Annotated in this window: 13 protein-coding genes and 1 riboswitch; of the genes, 4 read left to right on the forward strand and 9 right to left on the reverse strand. The window is 44.2% G+C overall.

The features are described 5' to 3' along the window. Positions 1-229: 229 nt before the first annotated feature. The 8 genes from ACQKC9_RS07985 to ACQKC9_RS08020 form a co-directional block, all read right to left on the reverse strand. Positions 230-1,147 (reverse strand): ABC transporter ATP-binding protein, encoded by a 918-nt coding sequence (locus tag ACQKC9_RS07985; RefSeq protein WP_427621425.1) that lies wholly within the window; start codon positions 1,145-1,147, stop codon positions 230-232. 15 nt (positions 1,148-1,162) lie between these two features. Continuing rightward, positions 1,163-2,104: an ABC transporter permease gene (locus tag ACQKC9_RS07990; RefSeq protein WP_319050728.1), complete on the reverse strand. Its 942-nt coding sequence runs from the start codon at positions 2,102-2,104 to the stop codon at positions 1,163-1,165. Between the two features lie 72 nt (positions 2,105-2,176). Beyond that, the gene (locus tag ACQKC9_RS07995; RefSeq protein WP_427621299.1) at positions 2,177-3,202 is read right to left on the reverse strand and encodes an ABC transporter substrate-binding protein; all 1,026 of its coding nucleotides are present in this window, start codon (positions 3,200-3,202) and stop codon (positions 2,177-2,179) included. A gap of 170 nt (positions 3,203-3,372) precedes the next feature. Further along, on the reverse strand, positions 3,373-5,199 hold the full coding sequence (atzF, locus tag ACQKC9_RS08000) for an allophanate hydrolase (RefSeq protein ID WP_427621300.1): 1,827 nt from the start codon (positions 5,197-5,199) through the stop codon (positions 3,373-3,375). Positions 5,200-5,278: 79 nt separating this feature from the next. Next, positions 5,279-8,932, reverse strand: coding sequence for an urea carboxylase (uca, locus tag ACQKC9_RS08005; RefSeq protein WP_427621301.1), 3,654 nt, complete (start codon positions 8,930-8,932; stop codon positions 5,279-5,281). Between the two features lie 59 nt (positions 8,933-8,991). After that, the gene (locus tag ACQKC9_RS08010; RefSeq protein ID WP_427621302.1) at positions 8,992-9,693 is read right to left on the reverse strand and encodes an urea amidolyase associated protein UAAP2; all 702 of its coding nucleotides are present in this window, start codon (positions 9,691-9,693) and stop codon (positions 8,992-8,994) included. A 186-nt stretch (positions 9,694-9,879) separates the two neighbouring features. After that, positions 9,880-10,644 carry an urea amidolyase associated protein UAAP1 gene (locus tag ACQKC9_RS08015; protein ID WP_427621303.1) on the reverse strand — a complete coding sequence of 255 codons (765 nt, stop codon included), beginning with the start codon at positions 10,642-10,644 and terminating at the stop codon, positions 9,880-9,882. Positions 10,645-10,689: 45 nt separating this feature from the next. Next, a riboswitch (guanidine-I (ykkC/yxkD leader) is annotated at positions 10,690-10,803 on the reverse strand. Between the two features lie 596 nt (positions 10,804-11,399). After that, the gene (locus ACQKC9_RS08020) at positions 11,400-12,512 is read right to left on the reverse strand and encodes a hypothetical protein (RefSeq protein WP_427621304.1); all 1,113 of its coding nucleotides are present in this window, start codon (positions 12,510-12,512) and stop codon (positions 11,400-11,402) included. 496 nt (positions 12,513-13,008) lie between these two features. On the opposite strand from ACQKC9_RS08020, the gene ACQKC9_RS08025 reads away from it, so the two are divergent. The 4 genes from ACQKC9_RS08025 (at position 13,009) to ACQKC9_RS08040 (ending at position 16,766) form a co-directional block, all read left to right on the forward strand. Beyond that, on the forward strand, positions 13,009-15,219 hold the full coding sequence (locus tag ACQKC9_RS08025; RefSeq protein ID WP_427621305.1) for a M3 family metallopeptidase: 2,211 nt from the start codon (positions 13,009-13,011) through the stop codon (positions 15,217-15,219). Continuing rightward, positions 15,220-15,477, forward strand: a complete 258-nt coding sequence (locus ACQKC9_RS08030; protein ID WP_427621306.1) for a YheV family putative metal-binding protein — start codon at positions 15,220-15,222, stop codon at positions 15,475-15,477. A 142-nt stretch (positions 15,478-15,619) separates the two neighbouring features. After that, positions 15,620-16,168, forward strand: coding sequence for a hypothetical protein (locus ACQKC9_RS08035; protein ID WP_427621307.1), 549 nt, complete (start codon positions 15,620-15,622; stop codon positions 16,166-16,168). Between the two features lie 34 nt (positions 16,169-16,202). After that, the gene (locus ACQKC9_RS08040) at positions 16,203-16,766 is read left to right on the forward strand and encodes a hypothetical protein (protein WP_427621308.1); all 564 of its coding nucleotides are present in this window, start codon (positions 16,203-16,205) and stop codon (positions 16,764-16,766) included. A gap of 119 nt (positions 16,767-16,885) precedes the next feature. Here the strand turns inward: ACQKC9_RS08040 and pnp are convergent, their stop codons facing one another. Next, on the reverse strand, positions 16,886-18,988 hold the full coding sequence (gene pnp / locus ACQKC9_RS08045) for a polyribonucleotide nucleotidyltransferase (protein WP_101204658.1): 2,103 nt from the start codon (positions 18,986-18,988) through the stop codon (positions 16,886-16,888). Positions 18,989-19,301: the final 313 nt, after the last annotated feature.

Genomic DNA, 19,301 nt, shown 5'->3' on the forward strand with positions numbered 1-19,301 from the left:
AAATAGATCAGCAAGCAGATGAATACGCTACTGAGTATAACAGCAGTCGTATTTATCAGCAGTAGTTAATCAGAGATAACTCGTAGTAGTATTGCTAAGCAAAACCTATAAACCAGTTACAGCTTTTATGACTGATAATAACGCATAAACGCTGCGCCATACGGTTAGCAACGATTGTGCTGGTTAGCATGGAGATCAAACGCTGCCTTTGTCAATTCAAAACAAATGGCTATGTTACGGATTTGTGTGTGTCTAAAGGCGTCATACGTGGAATATCAGGCATATCTGTCAACGCAGGATCAATAATAGGCTGTGGATTGTGAACGATACTATTGATACGAGTTTTTAGTTGTAAAAAATGACTGTCTGTCACAATATCGGGAGAACGAGGACGTGCGAGCGGCACTTCAATAATCTCTTGTACCTCTCCTGGATTGGCCTTGAGTACCACGATACGATCTGACAGTAATACCGCCTCATCCATATCATGCGTAATAAATACAATAGTAATGTCAATATTGCGCCACAAATCTAGTAGATGTTTTTGCATTTTTTGACGCGTATAAGGATCAAGTGCGCCAAACGGCTCATCCATGATCAATACCTTTGGCTCATTGACTAGAGCGCGAGCAATCGCAACACGCTGCTTCATACCGCCAGACAGTTGATGCGGATAGTGGTTTTCGTACTTAGTCAGTCCGACCACATCAAGCCACTCACGAGCGCTACGCTCTGCACTCGACTTGCTGCGGCCACCCATGATAGGACCAAACATCACATTTTCTTTGACTGTTTTCCAAGGAAATAACGTATAGCCTTGAAAAACCATGCCGCGGCTAGCACTTGGGCCTTTGACTTTTTCTTTATCAACGACTACCTCGCCGCTAGGATACGCATCTAAGCCTGCAACGATACGCCCCAGTGTTGACTTGCCGCAACCAGAAGGACCAATCACACATACAAACTCACGCTCATAGATTTTTAGGCTGACATCTTTCAATATTACTTTTTGGCTACCACCTTGATCAAACGACTGGGTCAATTGATCAACTTGCAACACTACATTTCTCTGATACAAAGCTTTGAAATAATCAGTGGCACCGCTATGGGTGGTGCTAGCACTATCTGCAGGGACGGAAGAGACCATATCGTTATTTCTCATTTAAATACTCGCTTTCCATTTGAAGAGTTTTTTACCGAGCTGGTACAACAAGATATCTGTACCTAAACCGATAAACCCAATGAGTAGAATACCTGCATAGACGTTATCAAAATGCTGATAGCGGGCTTGTTGCACAATAAACCAAGTAATACCAGATGTCGTCCCTATCAGTTCAGCGACAATCAAATACGTCCATGCCCAGCCGAGTAGAACACGCAGGTCTCGATAGACGTCGGGCAAGACGGCAGGCAGCAGTACATAAAAGAAGCTTTTTAGTTTGGTCGTGCCTAGCGTATAACCAGCCTCAATCAGACCAAGATCCATAGTACGCGTGGTATTTGCAATGATTAAAATCTGCTGAAATAGAGTCCCAATCACGATGATGGCGATTTTTGGTCCATCGTAGATACCAAGCACTGCCACGGCCAAAGGTCCAAATGCGGGTGCTGGTAGATAGCGAAAGAACTCCACGAAGGGCTGAGTAATTTGTGCGATTTTTTGAGAAAATCCGCACAGCAGCCCTAACGGAATACCGACGATAGACGAGATAAAAAAAGCGATAAATACCGTACGGATACTCTGCCAGAGACTCTCATGTAACCACGGTCCATCCGCTTGCGCAGGCGGGGTGACGAAGGCAGTGACCATCGCTGTGGCTACCTCATCCGGTGCTGGCAAGTAGACAGGATTGACCAGTTTTCCTTGCGGTGGTACTGCATCAGAGGCCATCGCATCTTGTGCTTCGCGGTAAAATACCTCTTTATCAATGCGGCTACCCTCTTGTAGATAAGTACTCGCGCCAGCATCGGTAATCTCAACTTGTGGATGCCAGATAAAAGGAAGGTAGCTGACCGCACACCATAGTAAGATCGGAATCAAAAATGAGAGTACATTGAGCCCAAGAGTGGTTTTCTTAGTTAGATATGTGTTGATATGACTCATGGGCTACCCTCTAAAACGATGATGAAGACTCAACAACCACTGCCTTTGCAATAGATAAAGCGGCACTTATCCTTACTGATTAATCAAGTCAGGATAGATCAATTTATCGATATCAAGCTTTTGATCATAAATCTGATTGTCAATATTGAACTGATTGACATGATAGCTAGATCCATAGATAGAGCTGAGCTCATCAGATTTTGCAAAGATTCTCTTGTTATCTTCAATACCCATCAGTTTAGTACCATCTAAGAAAGCGCTGTACTGACTAGCAGGCACGTTGACCTTGTTAGACATAATACTGATCGCATCACCTCTAGTCGCTGGGTCATTGATATAATTGACAACCTTGCCCCACACCTGAATGATTTTGGCATACTCTGCCTTGTGCGCAGATAGACTGGCAGGACTGACGGCTAGCGTGTCATAAATAAGACCGGGCTTATCCGCTGAGGTATAGATAGCCTTAGCACTTGGTACATTTTTTAGGGCTTGATTGGCATTGGGTTGCCAAATGGAGACAGCGTCAATACTGTCATTTGTGAAAACTTGCGGTAGCTCGTTTGTGGTGGCATTGACCAGTGTCACATCAGCCTCTGTCAAGCCATTGTCAGCCAGCGCGCTATTAAGCAGTAAATGATCTACTAAGCCTTTTTCGACACCGATTGATTTGCCTTTTAGGTCCGCTATGCTAGTGACTGATGATTTAGCAATGATCTGATCATTACCTGCTGAGTAGTCGTTGACCAAGATAATAATGCCTTCACTACCACTCGCAGCGTTCACCAGGTTGTCGCCATTGGTCACAGAAATGGCATCCAGCTGATTAGAGGCAAATGCAGATAACGAGGCAGAGTAATCAAACCACTTAAACTCAACATTCACGCCAGCTTCATCAAACCAGCCTTTATCAATCGCAATCTGCCAAGCCACCCAGCCAGGCCAATCACTGTAACCAATAGAAATCGGATCATCATTTGCGGCAGTGACTTTTTCTGATGTTGCCTCGCCCTCAGGTGCTGAGACGGTAGCCGTATTGTCACAACCAAATAACATAAAGCTTGAGAGAACCGCAAAAGTAAATAAGCGTCGATTCATGAGTTTTGCTCCTTGAATAAAGACAAGCCCATTATGGGAATGTCCGTTGATTATTGTTTGCAATACCACGAGAGAGAATATTACTGGCGCTACTATTTTTGGCTCATTAGTCAATTGAGTCAATCTGACTGCTGAATAAGTACTGACCACATAACTATTTGGGCAGCCATCTAAGTAACCGATTCTGTTTGCTGGGCTATGTAAGCTTTCCAACCACCGAATGCTGTCACATCTGTGCCACCCTCAAACCCGTATTCTTCACAAATGAAGCTCTTGACCCAGCGTCCGTCTGCCAATTCAACATTGCCGATACCTAATGGTGATGGCACTTCGTTGACGATTTCGCCAAATCTCGCTTTAGGGATTAGCCAGACTTCTACTGCAATCGAGCGTCCTTCGTCGTGTCGTTTCAGTCCCGGTTTGGCAGGTGTCGATCCTGCCAATGCAAAGAGCTGATAAGTGGCTGCCGTTTGAGTTTGCTCAGACAACACACCGCCTCTATCAGTCAGCTGATAATTGAGTGGCATACCACTCAAATGCGCACCAACCACTGCTAACGCCACACTACTATCACTGTCATCTGTGCTTAGTGGAATAAGCGATTGTGGTTGATCAGATTGAGCTGTTTGTGTTTGAGAGGTGCCGGAGTGATAACGATGGTTAGAGGTTCCCATTGGTATATCCAGAGCGGTCTGCCACTGATGACCAAAATTGGCTAAAGCTTCGTCATGCCAGCCCATAGCGATAAAGGTCACACCGCGCGGTAATCCGTCTCTAGCAATTAGATTCGGCAACGCCAACGCCGATAAGTCCGCTAGATTCACAAAATTAGTATAAGCACCCATATGACTGTTTTTCGTTAACGGATCAGCATTGACCGCATCGATGGTATAAATAGTCGGCGCAGTTGGCACCATTAATGCGTCAAATTCAGATAGCATTTGTTGAATAAGGCGACTTAGTGCAGCGCGCGAATACTCAGCACTCATTGCATCAACCGCATTGTAGTTCTCAGCTTGACTGATGATTTGGCGAGTGACAGGCAGCAGCTCATCACGCTCGACGAGCTGATCGATGGCAAAGGTGCGTTCACTAACCCAGCTATCGTTATAGAGCGCATCTGCTAACTCATTAAAGACCGTAAAGTCTATTGGTGTGACCTCATAACCCATCGTCTGTAGCTGCGAGATGGCTATCTCAAAAGCCTGCTCTGACTCGGTATCACCATAGAACTCTAAGGTATCAGGGATAGCGATTTTGCCAAGACTAAAGGCGACTGACGCAGTGGCAGGATGGATACGACTGTAATCATCCTCTTCATCATAGCCTTTCATTATCTGAGCTACTTGCCACGCATCATCAACACCCAGCGCAAAAATAGAAATCACATCATGTAATCGACACGCTGGAATGAGACCCGTACTGGAGAACCAGCCTTTTGTAGGCTTCAAACCCACTATATTATTGTGGCCTGCAGGCACACGTCCAGAGCCTGCTGTATCCGTTCCTAATGCAAAAGGCACGATGCCATTTGCCACACTGACCGCAGAGCCTGAGCTTGAGCCACCACTGATATATTCAGGATTGAAACTGTTGGCCACTGCCCCATAAGGTGAGCGCGTACCTACCAGTCCTGTCGCGAACTGGTCAAGATTGGTTTTGCCGATGACGATAGCGCCTACCGACTTGAGCTTGGCGACCACATGTGCGTCTTTGTCAGCCAAATACAAAGGGGCTGTACATCCTGCCGTGGTATGAAACCCTGCCACATCAATGTTGTCTTTTACCGCAAACGGTATGCCGTATAGCGGTAAGTCTTGGGAGTTTTGCGTGGCGATACTGTCAATCTGAGCGGTCAGCTGCTCAGGAGTCGCAATCTCAATCCAAGCATTATTATCATTGCTAATACCCGCCACATAATCCAATAGATCACTTAGCTGGGTAGTTCCCTCGGCATAAGCGCTTTGCCAATCTTTGATCGTCCAATTCTTTTGCATAGTTGCTCTCTCTATTATTCTTCGCCATTTTTATCGTTGTTTTGCTATCTCACTATCGGCTAGATGAGTCCGTACAGCATCAGCTTTCTTCGTGTATGTCTGAGTCTGCCACCAATGTCTCGTGAGCAGTAATGGGTGCAAGTACAAATAAAGGCTGCTCGGGTTTCACTGTAGTACCAATCTCAATTTCAATACTCACGACCTGCATCGCAACGGGTGAGACAATTGGTATCTCAATTTTCATGGCTTCTATGATTGCTAAGGTCTGCCCCTCGTCGACTACATCACCTACCGCGCAAGAAATCTTCCAGACACTGCCCATCATATGAGCTTTGACAACTACCCCGCCCTCAGGTACAGAGACTTCTGATGATACTTCTACCGCGTCAATATCTTCGCCAACATACTGATCAAGTCCTTGCTGCTTCCAACGTTGTCGCTCTGCATCAAAGTTGGCTTGTTGCTGATCTTTGAACGTCTGAATACTGTCCTTGTTTTCATGCAACATCTCGTAATACTCAGCGAGGTTTAACACACTATCCTCAACCTCAATCGATAGCTCACCTGCCTTAAAGGCAGTTCGCATCGATAACAGTTCTTCTTCACTGACTTCATAAAAACGAATTTGATCAAAGAATCGTAGTAACCATGGTTTTTCGGCTTCAAAGCTTGGATGCGAGCGATAGCGGTTCCAAATTTGTAGCGTCCTACCGACGAACTGATAGCCGCCTGGGCCTTCCATACCGTAGATGCACATATAAGCGCCGCCGATACCCACCGCATTCTCTGGTGTCCATGTTCTGGCAGGATTGTATTTGGTGGTGACCAAACGGTGTCTGGGATCGAGCGGTGTGGCAACAGGCGCACCCAAATAAACATCACCAAGTCCCATAACCAAATAGCTGGCATCATAGACAATATCTTTGACCGCTTGGGCAGAGGCCAAGCCATTGATACGTCTGATAAACTCGATATTATCGGGGCACCAAGGTGCGTCAGGATAGACAAGTTGCTGATACTTCTCAGTTGCTAGCTTAGTCTGAGAGTCAGCCCACGCCATGGGTAAATGAACAATTCTGGACGGCACTTGCATATTCTTAATATCGGGCAACGCGCTTTCTGCTTGCTTGAGGATTGCCAACAGTGCTGCCTGTGGCAATTTCAATGAATGGTAATGCACTAATAGTGAGCGAATACCTGGCGTCATATCGATAATGGCATCGATATGCTGTGCTTGTAGGCACTCCATCAATGCCTGAACGCGGAAGCGCAATTGCAAATCAAGCACCTGCTCGCCATACTCAATCAATATATAGCTGTCTCCAGCAGGGCGATACACCACTTTTGGTTGGTCATTATTGATGGGTAAAGTGTCTAGTATGGCTGTTTGCAATGTTGCGTTTTCTGTATGAATGGGCAAACTGTAATCAACCAAATGACAGTCATCAGCCCGTAGCATGTCATCGTAACGCTGATGTAATTGTGCGGCTTGATCGTAGCTGACGGGAATAAACTGCACTCGATCACCTGCTTTGAGCTGTCCCATTTTCCAGCGTTCACCTGCGACAATGACGCTCAAACACACAAAGCCGCCGAGGCTTGGTCCATCAGGGCCTAAAATGATCGGCATATCCCCTGTGAAGTCAATCGCACCGACGGCATAAGCATTATCGTGGATATTTGATGGGTGCAGTCCCGCCTCGCCGCCGTCTTCACGCGCCCATTCAGGTTTGGGTCCGACCAGACGGATACCGGTACGGCTAGAGTTGTGATGAACGTCCCATTCATGTTCAAAGAACTGCGTCACATCAGTGTCCGTAAAGAAATCTGGCGCGCCATGTGGTCCATACATGACTGCGATTTGCCATAATCCATTAAACGCTGGTTGCTGGGCAGCAGGTAAGGCTTTAGTAGCAATGGACGTATCGCACTGTACAACGGGTAGCATGTCACCAATGAGCAAATTACGACCAGCATGACCACCAAACTGACCTAAACTGAAGGTCGCTTGGCTACCCAAATATTCAGGGACATCTATGCCCTCTTTGATAGCGATATAGCTTCGGCAGCCTGAAGTGATATTGCCGCAAATGAGTTTTTGGCCTTTGCGCACAGGAATGGTTTGCCACATTGGCTGCTCTACACCATCCAACGTACAGGCCATGCTACCGCCAGTAATGGCAATCTGACTGTCGCAATGGAACAATAAGGTCGGTCCAGTAACCACGCACTCAAGACCTGCGGTGTTAAATGGATTACCCAACAGCTGATTACCCGTATTGAGACTCAGACCATCTATCGCACCTGATGGAGGTACGCCCACATCCCAGTAACCTTCTCGGCCAAGTACATCTTGCACGGCTGTCTGTACACCCGACTGCAATACTTCAATTTTTTGACTGAGCCATGTAAAAGTGTTCAAAAACCTTGTGGTCTGCTCGCCTGCATAAAACATCTCTGAGGCCACGATCTGCTGTAAATATTCAAGATTGGTTTCAAGACCGGCCATACGTGACATAGCCAAACTTTGGCTCATTTTCTCCAATGCTTGCTTGCGGTCAGGTGCCGTAACGATGATTTTTGCTAGCATCGGGTCATAAAAGGCTGATACCTCACTGCCTGTTTCTATCCACGTCTCGACACGAGCGGCTGGGTCAAAATAAGCATCCGTTAAAATCCCCGTGCTTGGTTGAAAGCTTTTGACAGGGTCTTCGGCATACAGACGCACCTGAATCGAATGTCCTGATGCGTGCAATGGCAACTCTGGCAACACGAACTCGCCTGCAGCCAGCTCAATCATCCAACGTACTAGGTCCACGTGATAGATTTCTTCTGTGACACCATGCTCAACTTGCAAGCGCGTGTTCACTTCCAAGAAATAGAAGTCTTGCGTCGACACATCCATCACAAACTCAACGGTACCAGCAGAGCGATAGTTGACTTGTTGCATCAACTTAGTCGCTACCTCTTGTAGGTTTTGTCTTTGTGCATCTGATAATAGGGGCGCTGGCGTTTCTTCAATCACTTTTTGATTACGACGCTGGATAGAACAGTCACGCTCTCCTAAGGTGATGATATTACCTGCCCCGTCACCAAATACTTGCACTTCGATATGGCGAGCATGCTCTACAAATTTTTCGAGATATAGTCCAGCATCACTAAAATTGCTTTGTGCCAAATGATGCACAGACTCATAAGCATCCTTTAGTTCGACCTCATTCCATACCAGACGCATGCCGATACCGCCGCCGCCTGCAGTGCTTTTCAGCATGACAGGGTAGCCAATACGCTCGGCCTCACGTAATGCTTCATCCACATCTTGTAGCAGTTCGCTACCGGGTAACAATGGCACTTGGCTATCAATGGCGAGCTTACGAGCCGTATGCTTGAGCCCAAAGCTCAGCAGCTGCTCAGAGGTTGGCCCAATAAAAGCGATTCCAGCATCACTGCAGCGATCACAGAATGCCGCGTTTTCTGATAAAAACCCATAGCCAGGATGAATTGCTTCTGCGCCTGAATCAATCGCTGCTTGCAATACTTTATCCATATTTAGATAGCTATCACTGGCAGGACCAGAGCCGATGTTTATGGCTTCATCAGCCTGACTGACATGTAGTGAGCCTCGATCTACATCGGTATAGACAACGACTGAGCCGACACCCATTTGCTTTAAGGTACGTATAATTCGGCAAGCAATAGCACCACGATTGGCAATCAATACTTTTTTAAACATCACAACTTCCTCAGCATTCTCATTAATAGGCAGTATCGTCTTGTTCGAAAATCGCTTACTTACTCATAAATCACCAGCTCAATGGGTGTGGGGTTATAGCCGTTGCAGGGATTGTTGAGCTGAGGACAGTTCGATATAAGGACAATCATATCCATTTGAGCGGTGATATCGACGTATTTACCAGGAGCTGAGATACCATCATCAAACGCCAAACTACCATCAGGCGTAATAGGCACGTTCATAAAGAAATTGATGTTTGGTCCGACATGACGTAGGTTTAGATTATATTTTTGAGCAACTGGATGCGTTGCTAGGGTATGCATAAAGTTGTTTCGGCAGCTATGCATGGGATAAGTATCATGAGCGTAACGCACGGTATTGCTCTCACATGAGCATGCACCGCCCAACGTATCATGACGACCGCAAGTGTCATCTGTGATAGTGGCAATGACTTGCCCTCTATTAGTGAATAGCTGACTGCCCATCTCCAAAAACAGCTTTTGATTTTGTGCCAATGTATCCGTGGCACTATAACGTTCAGCAATATCGGTACAGCTTATGAACAAGGTATCGACTGCCTGATTGCCTTCAGTATCTATAATGCGCAAGGTCTGGTTTTTCTTAACCTCTGCCATCCATCCCTCTCCAGCAGCACAAACCTCACGTAGCTTGATCGTCTTGGGATCGATTGACTTTAAAGTTGTTGATGCTGGATTTTGAATAGCTTGATCTTTATTTTTAGTATCATTGTTAGTTGTCATGAGTCTGCTCTCTTAGTTGATATGACTGGTTGTAAACGTTATAGGCATAAATGTTATGTGAATGAGCCTATAAAACTCGTTTTGTCAGTCAAAAATTAGAAATTGATAACCACTTGATTAGTACTTAACGCCGCTTAATTGATAAACATTTAATAGCTGCTTTCGCCTATCGAATACTGCCTTTAGTTAGGCGTTCGTATAGTCGCCAAAATAGCGTGCATTGTTCTCAAACCCGCGTTGGTTTTGCGAGCAAGAGTCACGGCAGATATCAGACTCTGACTTTGGCACTATAGGCGCTGCCTGCTGAATGGTTAGCTCAATATCAGCTGGATCATAGATGTCTGATGGATCAAGCGGGTGCGGGGCGTTACAGATGAATACTAAGCAATTCATCTCAAACCGTAGGGCGATAGATTGGTTGGTGTTGTCAGCAGCGATATAGGACAGCCGCCCTTGTAGATCGGGGGTGACTTTGGAGAACAGATTGACCGTTGCCGTAAGGTCGCGCTCATCTAACGCAAACTTCGACATCTCTGTTAGCAGTCCGTCAAGACCGTTTTGATAGCGCTCATTACGAGCATCTTGGAAAGTTTTTTTGCCATATTGTGAGCTGATCATAGCAGCGGTGCTAGGGCCACAAATGGCATCGTTCCAGCCATGGTCATCGCTGATAATAGAGGCCAGCACTCGGCCCATATCGGAGTAGAGTACGTGACCTTCAGATAGGTATAAGGTGTGTTGTGCTTTTAGACTATCTGGCATGTTGAAGCGTTCAAGCTTCTCATCAGCATTGACCACATATAGGCTAGCATTGGCATTGGCTGCCAGTGATTTGAGCGTTAATACAGTGTTTTTATTGATACGTCCACACCAATGGTGGCCACCTGGTAAAGACATGGTGAAACGATCTGAATACGAGCTATCGGAAGTAGTAATTGAAACGGATGACATAAAAAACTCCACAGTTATGAGCTTAAGTGAACAGTGTCACTTAGAGTCTCCCGGGCTTTTATCCCTCCGTGTAGTTCTTTCGAACCGCCATCTCTCGGACCAGTCATATAGTTTTAGAAAGCCTTCCTCTACTATATCGGAACCCTAGACGGCATTTTTTTAGCTCTTAGATTAATAATAAACGGTAGTTAACCGTGTAATATTAACAATGCAAGCGGTGTGCCAGCCGTCATCCATCGCTATCGACTTGTCTTTTAATTTTCGCACAAAGTAAAGTTAGCGCACTAAAAAATTCGCGATATCTATCCTATTTCTGCGAAATAAACAGGCTCCTAGGTACGCTTATAGCTTGATATATATGGATTGGTTAAATAGTAATGAGTTTAGTATTATTTCAAAATAAAGATTTAACGTGTTTTGTGGCAGCAACTAAAATGAAGTATAGACTGATTTATATACAAATTAAAAAACGCACTATAGTAGAGCATTGTGCACCATAATAATAAATACCGCTCCATTCTGAACCGTGTTAAAAACACGTTAATATTTAGTTTTAATCTTTCATAAATTAAATACTAAAAATAAAAAAGCACTGGCTCAATGTGAACCAATGCCTTTAACATATATTGAAAATTGCTGATATTGAACAATAAAAAGAGCACTGGCTCGTATTGAACCAATGCTCTCATATTACACCTATGTATTATCAATGGCTGATTCATAAATGAACATCGCGTATAGGTGTCATCGTCAGATTAGTAGCGAGTTACTAGCGCTATTGGTTGATCTTCACCCATGATGTCTTGTGGCATAAATACAGCTTCGCCGCCATTATGAATGACGTGTTCGATGATTTCACCGATTGCATCATCTGTGATGCCTTCCGTAGTAGCATCATTGGCAGGACTTAACGTTTGTGCCTTTTCGTCAATCTTAGCGGACTGTATATAGCCACGGCGTACATAAAGTGTCTCGCCAGCCCCTTGGAAGGCACTGCGATATACTTCCTGCAGATCAGTCTGCAACATATTCGCACCGCGAGCTTTATCGATTTCACCCAATGCAGCTTTGTGCAGTGAAGTGCGATACTCTTCTACGGCTTCTTGTACACTATCTACGATATGCTGAGCACTACCGTCTTCTAAATTGGTTGCGTTCGACACTGTAGCGATGATGTTGTCTGGACGATCACAGACTTCTTTATAGTAGCCAATATTTTTTGCATCACCAACTATAACAAGAGGCATTTTATGCTCGCCCCATAGTTCTTGGACGCTTTTATCAACTTGGTTAAAGAATTCTTTTAAGTGACTGCTTTCATTATTTGATGAACGATCTGAGCCACCGTCACCTGTTGTGTATAGTCCGTTGTTTTCAACAGGGAACTGAATGTTCTCCATGTTGTTTTGTGCATCGTCATCTTTATCGAATTCTCTCACAACGCGGTCATTAGATGCTTCGATCAAACGAGCATTGTCACGGGTTAAGACCACAGTATAATAATGAACCGCACTTGCCATATCACGAACCAAGTCACGCGTAGCAAATCTATCTGAGATCACAACACGTTCTGTTGTATCAATTGGCATACGGATGACTTGCACATCATCTGTACTAGCAAATATAGCTAATGTATCGAGGTTATAATTGTGATTGAGCTCACTGATTTTATTTTGAATATTATCTAGAATGGTAGTCGCTGTACGTTTATCATATTCATTTACCAAACGATCTTCGGCAACTTTCAATTGATTTTTTAGAGCAATAGGATCTTGCTCATTAGCTGGGTGTTCACGATGCGTTTTCACAAAGATACTTACTGCAGGGTTAGCTTTAGTTTCACGTAAACTTTTAAGAGTCGCTTTCATATATTGCTCCTTGTTTTATTATCGTTCATTTTTAACTTTATGTATCTCTTCACTCATATACTGTTATAAGCGTAGAAATTTCTATCCGTGTTTTTCTTGCATCTCATTGATGCATAATATTTAAATTCCATTATCTTGATGCTAACAGCTATACCCCACTCCCTGTAGGGTTAATTTGCAAGCAAATGATAGCGCTTTGTAAGTAGAGCACTCTATATTGTTAAAGAACTTTCTTAGCGAGCATAACTACATATTCAGATAATTATCTTGAGAAGTGGAATCTAAATACCAGAATCTCAACGTTTACTTTCAGATTGCTAGTACTGTTTTACTCACTTGAATCGTATAAAAGTGCTTAGGTTGTATTTTTACCAAACGAACCCATCTTTTATATAATCTATATATAAAACAAGAACACACTGTATATCTCCATAGTAGCCAGATTTATCTCATTCTCATTTTGATTAATAATAATTCATTGATATCGGATACCTATATGACACCTTCTCCTTTAGATTTACGCCTTGTCGATTTTGCCGACACTGCGCCACATACCTTACAAAATCAAGTGATTGACGCCATTGATGCTGCCAATGCTTTTTTAGATACCTTAACCTCGATAGAAAGCGACAGTGCTGAAAAAACAAGTGCTGAAAAGATAAGCGCTGAACAAGCTTTGGCAGATGTGATGAGCTTTGATCATATTAATTTGGCATTAGATCGTAGCTGGGGTATTTTGTCGCATCTCAATAGCGTGATGAGCAACGATGAGATTCGCCATGTTCACCATGAACTGCTACCAAAGCTATCTGCCTACGGTACACGAGTTGGACAACATCAGCCTTTGTTTAATCGCTATCAAACTATCGTCAATGACACAGATTTCTTTGCTACGTTAGAGCCTGCTCGTGCACGTGCAATCGAACTGGCATTACGTAGTTTTGAGTTATCAGGCGTTGCATTACCTCAAGCTGAGCAAGAAAAATTTGCCGCTATCCAAAGTGAGTTATCTACCTTGTCTGCAACCTTTTCGGACAATATCTTGGATGCGACGCAAGCACTTGCCCTGCCTTTAGAAGACTCTCAATTAAAGGGTCTAACAGAGAGTGGTTTGGCCCTACTGGCAGATGCAGGCGAGCAATACAAAGCGCGTGAGCTTGCTAGCGGTGCTCTTAGCCAAGCCGATATAGATGCACTTCCTACTCCTTACTATGTGGCCAGTTTGAATATCCCTGTATATCTAGCGATTATGACTCATGCGGACGAGCGCAGCTTACGGGAAACGCTGTATCGTGCTTACGTTACGCGTGCTTCTGAGTTTGATACGCATACCAATGCAAAAGGTGAGTCGCTAAACAACGCTGATATTATGGGTCAAATTCTGAGTTTGCGTGAGCAAAAGGCTAAGCTACTTGGTTTTGCAAATTATGCTGAAGTATCGCTATCGACCAAGATGGCAGACAGTGTCTTAGAAGTTGAAACATTCTTACGTGACTTAGCAACGCAAGCGACTCCTGCTGCCAAAGCAGATTTGGCACAGCTGCAGAAATACGCAAGCGATTATGGCATTGACGAGTTGCAACCGTGGGATAGCGCCTATATCGCTGAAAAAGTAAAACAAAGTGAGTTCAGCTTATCGCAAGAGGAAATTCGTCCATACTTCCCATTACCTAAAGTGATTAATGGCTTGTTTACTATCGTTGAGCGTCTATACGGTATCAAAGTACAAGAGCAAAGTTATAAAGATGCAGAAAGTGACTCAGTCTCGCGCTGGCATGACGATGTAAGCTTTTATCAATTATTCGACGCTGATGATCGCTTACTTGGTGGCTTCTACTTTGACTTATTTGCACGTAGTGGTAAGCGTGGCGGTGCATGGATGAGTGGTTTCCAATCTCGCTATAGCTATGAAGAACAAAACCATCAGCAGCTGCCTGTTTGCTTCATGGTTGGTAACTTCACGCCAGCACTTGACGGCAAACCTAGTCTGTTGACCCATGATGAAGTATTAACCTTATTCCACGAGTTTGGTCATGGCTTGCATCATTTATTGACTCAAGTCACGGTCGGTGATGTCGCTGGTGTCAATGGCGTCGAGTGGGATGCGGTCGAACTTCCTAGTCAGTTTATGGAAAACTGGGCTTGGGACGCTGAAGGTATCGCCCTTATCAGCAGCCACGTTGAGACTGGTGAGCCATTACCTAAAAACAAGCTCGATGCACTATTAGCAGTGAAAAATTTCCAAAGCGGCATGCAAACGCTGCGTCAGATAGAGTTTGCTCTATTTGACTTACTCATTCATGCTCATACGCCAGCACTTAATTACGATGGTATTTTAGAGACGCTCAATACTGTCCGTCATGATATCTCCGTTATGCAAACACCTGACTATAACCGCTTTGCTAATGGTTTTAGTCATATCTTCGCGGGTGGTTATGCTGCAGGTTATTACTCATATAAATGGGCGGAACTGCTATCAGCGGATGCGTTTAGCAAGTTTGAAGAAGACGGTATTTTCAACCCAGCGACAGGTAAAGCGTTCCGTGAATCTATCTTATCTGTTGGCGGCAGTTTCCCAGCGAAGACCAACTTTGAAAACTTCCGTGGTCGTAGCGCTAGTATCGATGCCTTGCTACGTCATAATGGTTTCACTGATGTTAAAAATATCGATGCCGCAAACACTCAAACGACGCGCGAGGTCATTTAAATGCGTTATCAGTCATCTAGTCCTAAGCGCCGATTTTTAGCAGGGGTGCGCTGTCCGAAATGTCAGGAGATGGACGCTGTGGTGCAAGTTAATATCGTGAATCCTGCCCCAGATGAGTATATTGAATGTACTCAGTGCGGACACACAGAGCACCGTCCCGATCCTGATGCCATTAGTGCCAAGAACCATTTAGAAGATCAGATGGCTCGTGATGCGATGGCAACTGGCACCAGCGGTACTGTAAAATTCAAACCTTAGCTATCTAGCACTTACACTTGAAACTAGATTAAATACTTTATTATTTAATGGTCTATTAAGCCTATCTATCAATAGATGGGCTTTTTATTTTGAGTTTGCTATAGTATGGCTACTTATATTCTTAACATGAATCGATCACAATATGAAACCAGACAACATCCGGCCTTCATCAACCCACACTTCTAAGAAAAAGCAGACTAAATCACGTCAGAAAATTTTGGCAATACTTATCTCAGTATTGCTACTTATCGTCATTGTCTACCTTATCGTAGGAAGGTCTGGCACTCAGTCCACACTCCCTATAGATAACGCTACTTCAGCACCAGCAACTGAGCAAACGCCGATAGAGTCAACAACAGATAATATATCTGATATAACAGATGACTCTGTGATTGACGATGGTGTACTCACTGACAAACACTCTGAAGAAGCAAATAATGACAGTACGGCGATACCAAATCCTACTGCTATATTAGATGCGCCTCTACCAGAAAATGATAGCTTGGCGAAAGAAGAGATTGATCGTTTAGAAGATGAACGTCAGCGACTGGCCGAACAAGAAAAGTTAGCCGCTGAACAAGTGGCTATGAATAAGCAATTGACTGATATGAAGGCAGAACAAATTGCGCTACTCGAACAACAAATTGCTCAATTAGAAGCAAACGACTCTAATAAATCGACGATTCAATAACCGTATACTTGATTTGGTTATAGAGAGGCTTACGATGGCGATTTTACAACTCACACATGCCTCTATTTTAAATAGCAATGCACAGTTGCTTGTTTTACCTGTCAACAATGCTGGTGTCGTTTTAGATCCTGTACTTACACGAGCGAAAACTCTATTTCCTGATAATTATAGTCGCTATCATCGCGCGTGCCGCGATGGTAGTCTGAATGTTGGTAGCTGCTTACTTAATAAGCGTACACGTGAGCAGGTCGGACTTGGTATCAGTAGTAACGGTAACCAGCCAAACTATATTGCCAACCTTGTGATATCAAACCATCCTTATCATCCAGCGCGCACACGTTGGCTGACTGCTGCCTTGATTGATTTGCAACAGCAAATAATGCCGCTTATACGTTACCAAGGCATACGCAGAGTTGCATTACTTGCTCGGCCGCTTATCTCAGGCAAACCACGTGATATCGTATCCAATGAAAGCACTATAGCAGATACTCTGCCCCTAGACTGGCATGCTGATACGTTGCCATTACTAACTGAGTACTTACAAGACCTACCAAAACTTCGTATCGATATACATCTGCCTAAAAGCATTGAGTTATAAATGGCCTTTTAGCTAGCCAGTCATCGTCTTTTTGAGCACATAAAAAAACCGCCTTGAATACTCATAACGAGCATTTCAAGGCGGTTTTTTATTACTTAAACCACATCAGATATTGAGTATTAGTTCTGCTCAACACCTTTCATAGTTAGTTTGATACGACCACGGTTGTCAACGTCTTGTACGAGTACTTTAACGACCTGACCTTCTTTTAGATAGTCTGATACATTCTCTACGCGCTCTTCTGCGATTTGTGAAATATGTACTAGGCCATCAGTGTTTGGCAAGACATTTACAAATGCACCGAAGTCGACGATACGAGCAACGGTACCTTCATAAGTTTTACCAACTTCAACTTCAGCAGTTAGTGCTTCGATTTTGCCGATAGCTGCCTTGGTCGCTGCTTTGTTTTCACCAAAGATACGGATAGTACCTGCATCATCGATATCGATAACCGCGCCAGTTTCTTCCGTTAGCTGACGGATAGTTGCGCCGCCTTTACCGATAACGTCACGAATCTTGTCTGGGTTGATTTCGATAACCGCGTAGTTTGGTGCATGAGCATTGATTTCAGTACGGCTCTCAGGCAATACTTGGTTCATTGCTTCTAGGATATGAATACGACCTGCATGAGCTTGTTTAAGCGCTTGCTCCATGATGTCAGGGGTAATACCTTCGATTTTGATATCCATCTGAAGTGCAGTGATACCATTTTTAGAACCGGCTACTTTAAAGTCCATATCACCTAGATGATCTTCATCACCCAAGATATCTGACAATACAGCAAAACGATCGCCTTCTTTAACCAGACCCATCGCGATACCAGCAACTGGTGCTTTTAATGGTACGCCTGCGTCCATCAATGCCAAGCTTGCGCCACAAACAGAAGCCATAGAAGATGAACCGTTAGATTCAGTAATTTCTGATACCACACGAATCACATACGGGAAACGCTCACTATCTGGTAACATCGCTTGTACACCGCGGCGTGCTAGACGACCATGGCCGATTTCACGACGTTTTGGAATACCTTCACGGCCCGTTTCACCAACTGAGAAATGCGGGAAGTTGTAATGCAGCATGAAATGGTCACGAATCGTGCCACCTAGTGAGTCAATCATGTTGACGTCACGGCTGTTACCAAGTGTGGTAGTAACCAATGCCTGCGTCTCACCACGTGTGAACAATGCTGAACCATGCGTGTATGGCAATACACCAACTTGCACGTCAAGCGCACGAACTGTCTCAGGGTCACGACCATCGATACGTGGCTTACCTGACAAGATGTTGTCACGAACGGTGCGATATTTAAGGTCGTTATAAATTTCTTTAAGCTCAGATACGGTATCAGCATAAGTCTCTGACTCAGCATCACCAGCAAGTGCGTCAATAATTGATTGCTTGATTTCATCAAGCTTCGTGTAACGTGCTTGCTTATCAGTAATGGTATAAGCGTCAGCAACTTGCTCGCCGAACTGCTCTTTCATGCTGCTGGTAAGGGCTTGGTCACGCTCAGGAGCAGAGTATTGCTGCTTAGCAGTACCAATTTCTTCAGCCATTGACGCAATGTTATCAATAACGATTTGTTGTTGCTGATGGCCGTACAATACTGCACCTAGCATCTGGTCTTCTGACAGCTCTGCCGCTTCAGACTCAACCATCAATACCGCAGACTTAGTACCAGCTACAACCAAATCTAGATCACTGGTTTCAAGCTGCTCAGACGTTGGGTTTAGAACGTATTCGCCGTTAATGAAACCAACACGAGCGGCAGCAACAGGACCATTAAATGGTGCATCAGAAATAGCTAATGCTGCTGAAGCACCAATTAGTGCAGCGATATCTGCAGACTGAGTTTTATCTGATGATACAACTGTAGCAGTGATTTGGATTTCGTTTACGTAGCCTTCTGGGAATAGCGGACGAATCGGGCGGTCAATCAAGCGTGAAGTTAAAGTTTCAAATTCGCTCGCACGGCCTTCACGTTTACCGTAAGCACCTGGAATTTTACCCGCTGCATACATTTTTTCTTGATAATTAACCGTTAGCGGAAAGAAGTTTTGACCTTCTTTAGCTTCTGATTTTACGACTGCTGCAACTAATACTGTTACGCCGCCCATGTGTACTAAAATAGAGTTTGCTTGACGGGCAATACGGCCTGTCTCGATAACAACCTGCTGGTTGCCATACTGAAATTCACGCTTAATGGTGTTGAACATTGTCATATAATCTTCCTAATGTTGACTGACAAAACTGATATCAGCGTCAAAAAAAGCTGATATCTGTCATTAAAATTCTGTGTATATGGCTATCAGTTGACATGCTTTCTATTAGAAATCATCGCAACCAATGCCAATAACGTTACTTGGTTATCTCATATATTTGTCTGAGTTAGACATCGTACTATTATGTATATTCGGTCGTGCAATTTTGGCTTTACTATAAATACTATCAAAAAGACATTAAGTCAAAAGACTTCGATGCTAAAAACCCTACAGGCTATTTTCTGAACTTTCAAATATCAGCTATCTGCGCCGA

The organism is Psychrobacter sp. NPDC078409 (assembly GCF_050268505.1).
GTDB lineage: Bacteria > Pseudomonadota > Gammaproteobacteria > Pseudomonadales > Moraxellaceae > Psychrobacter.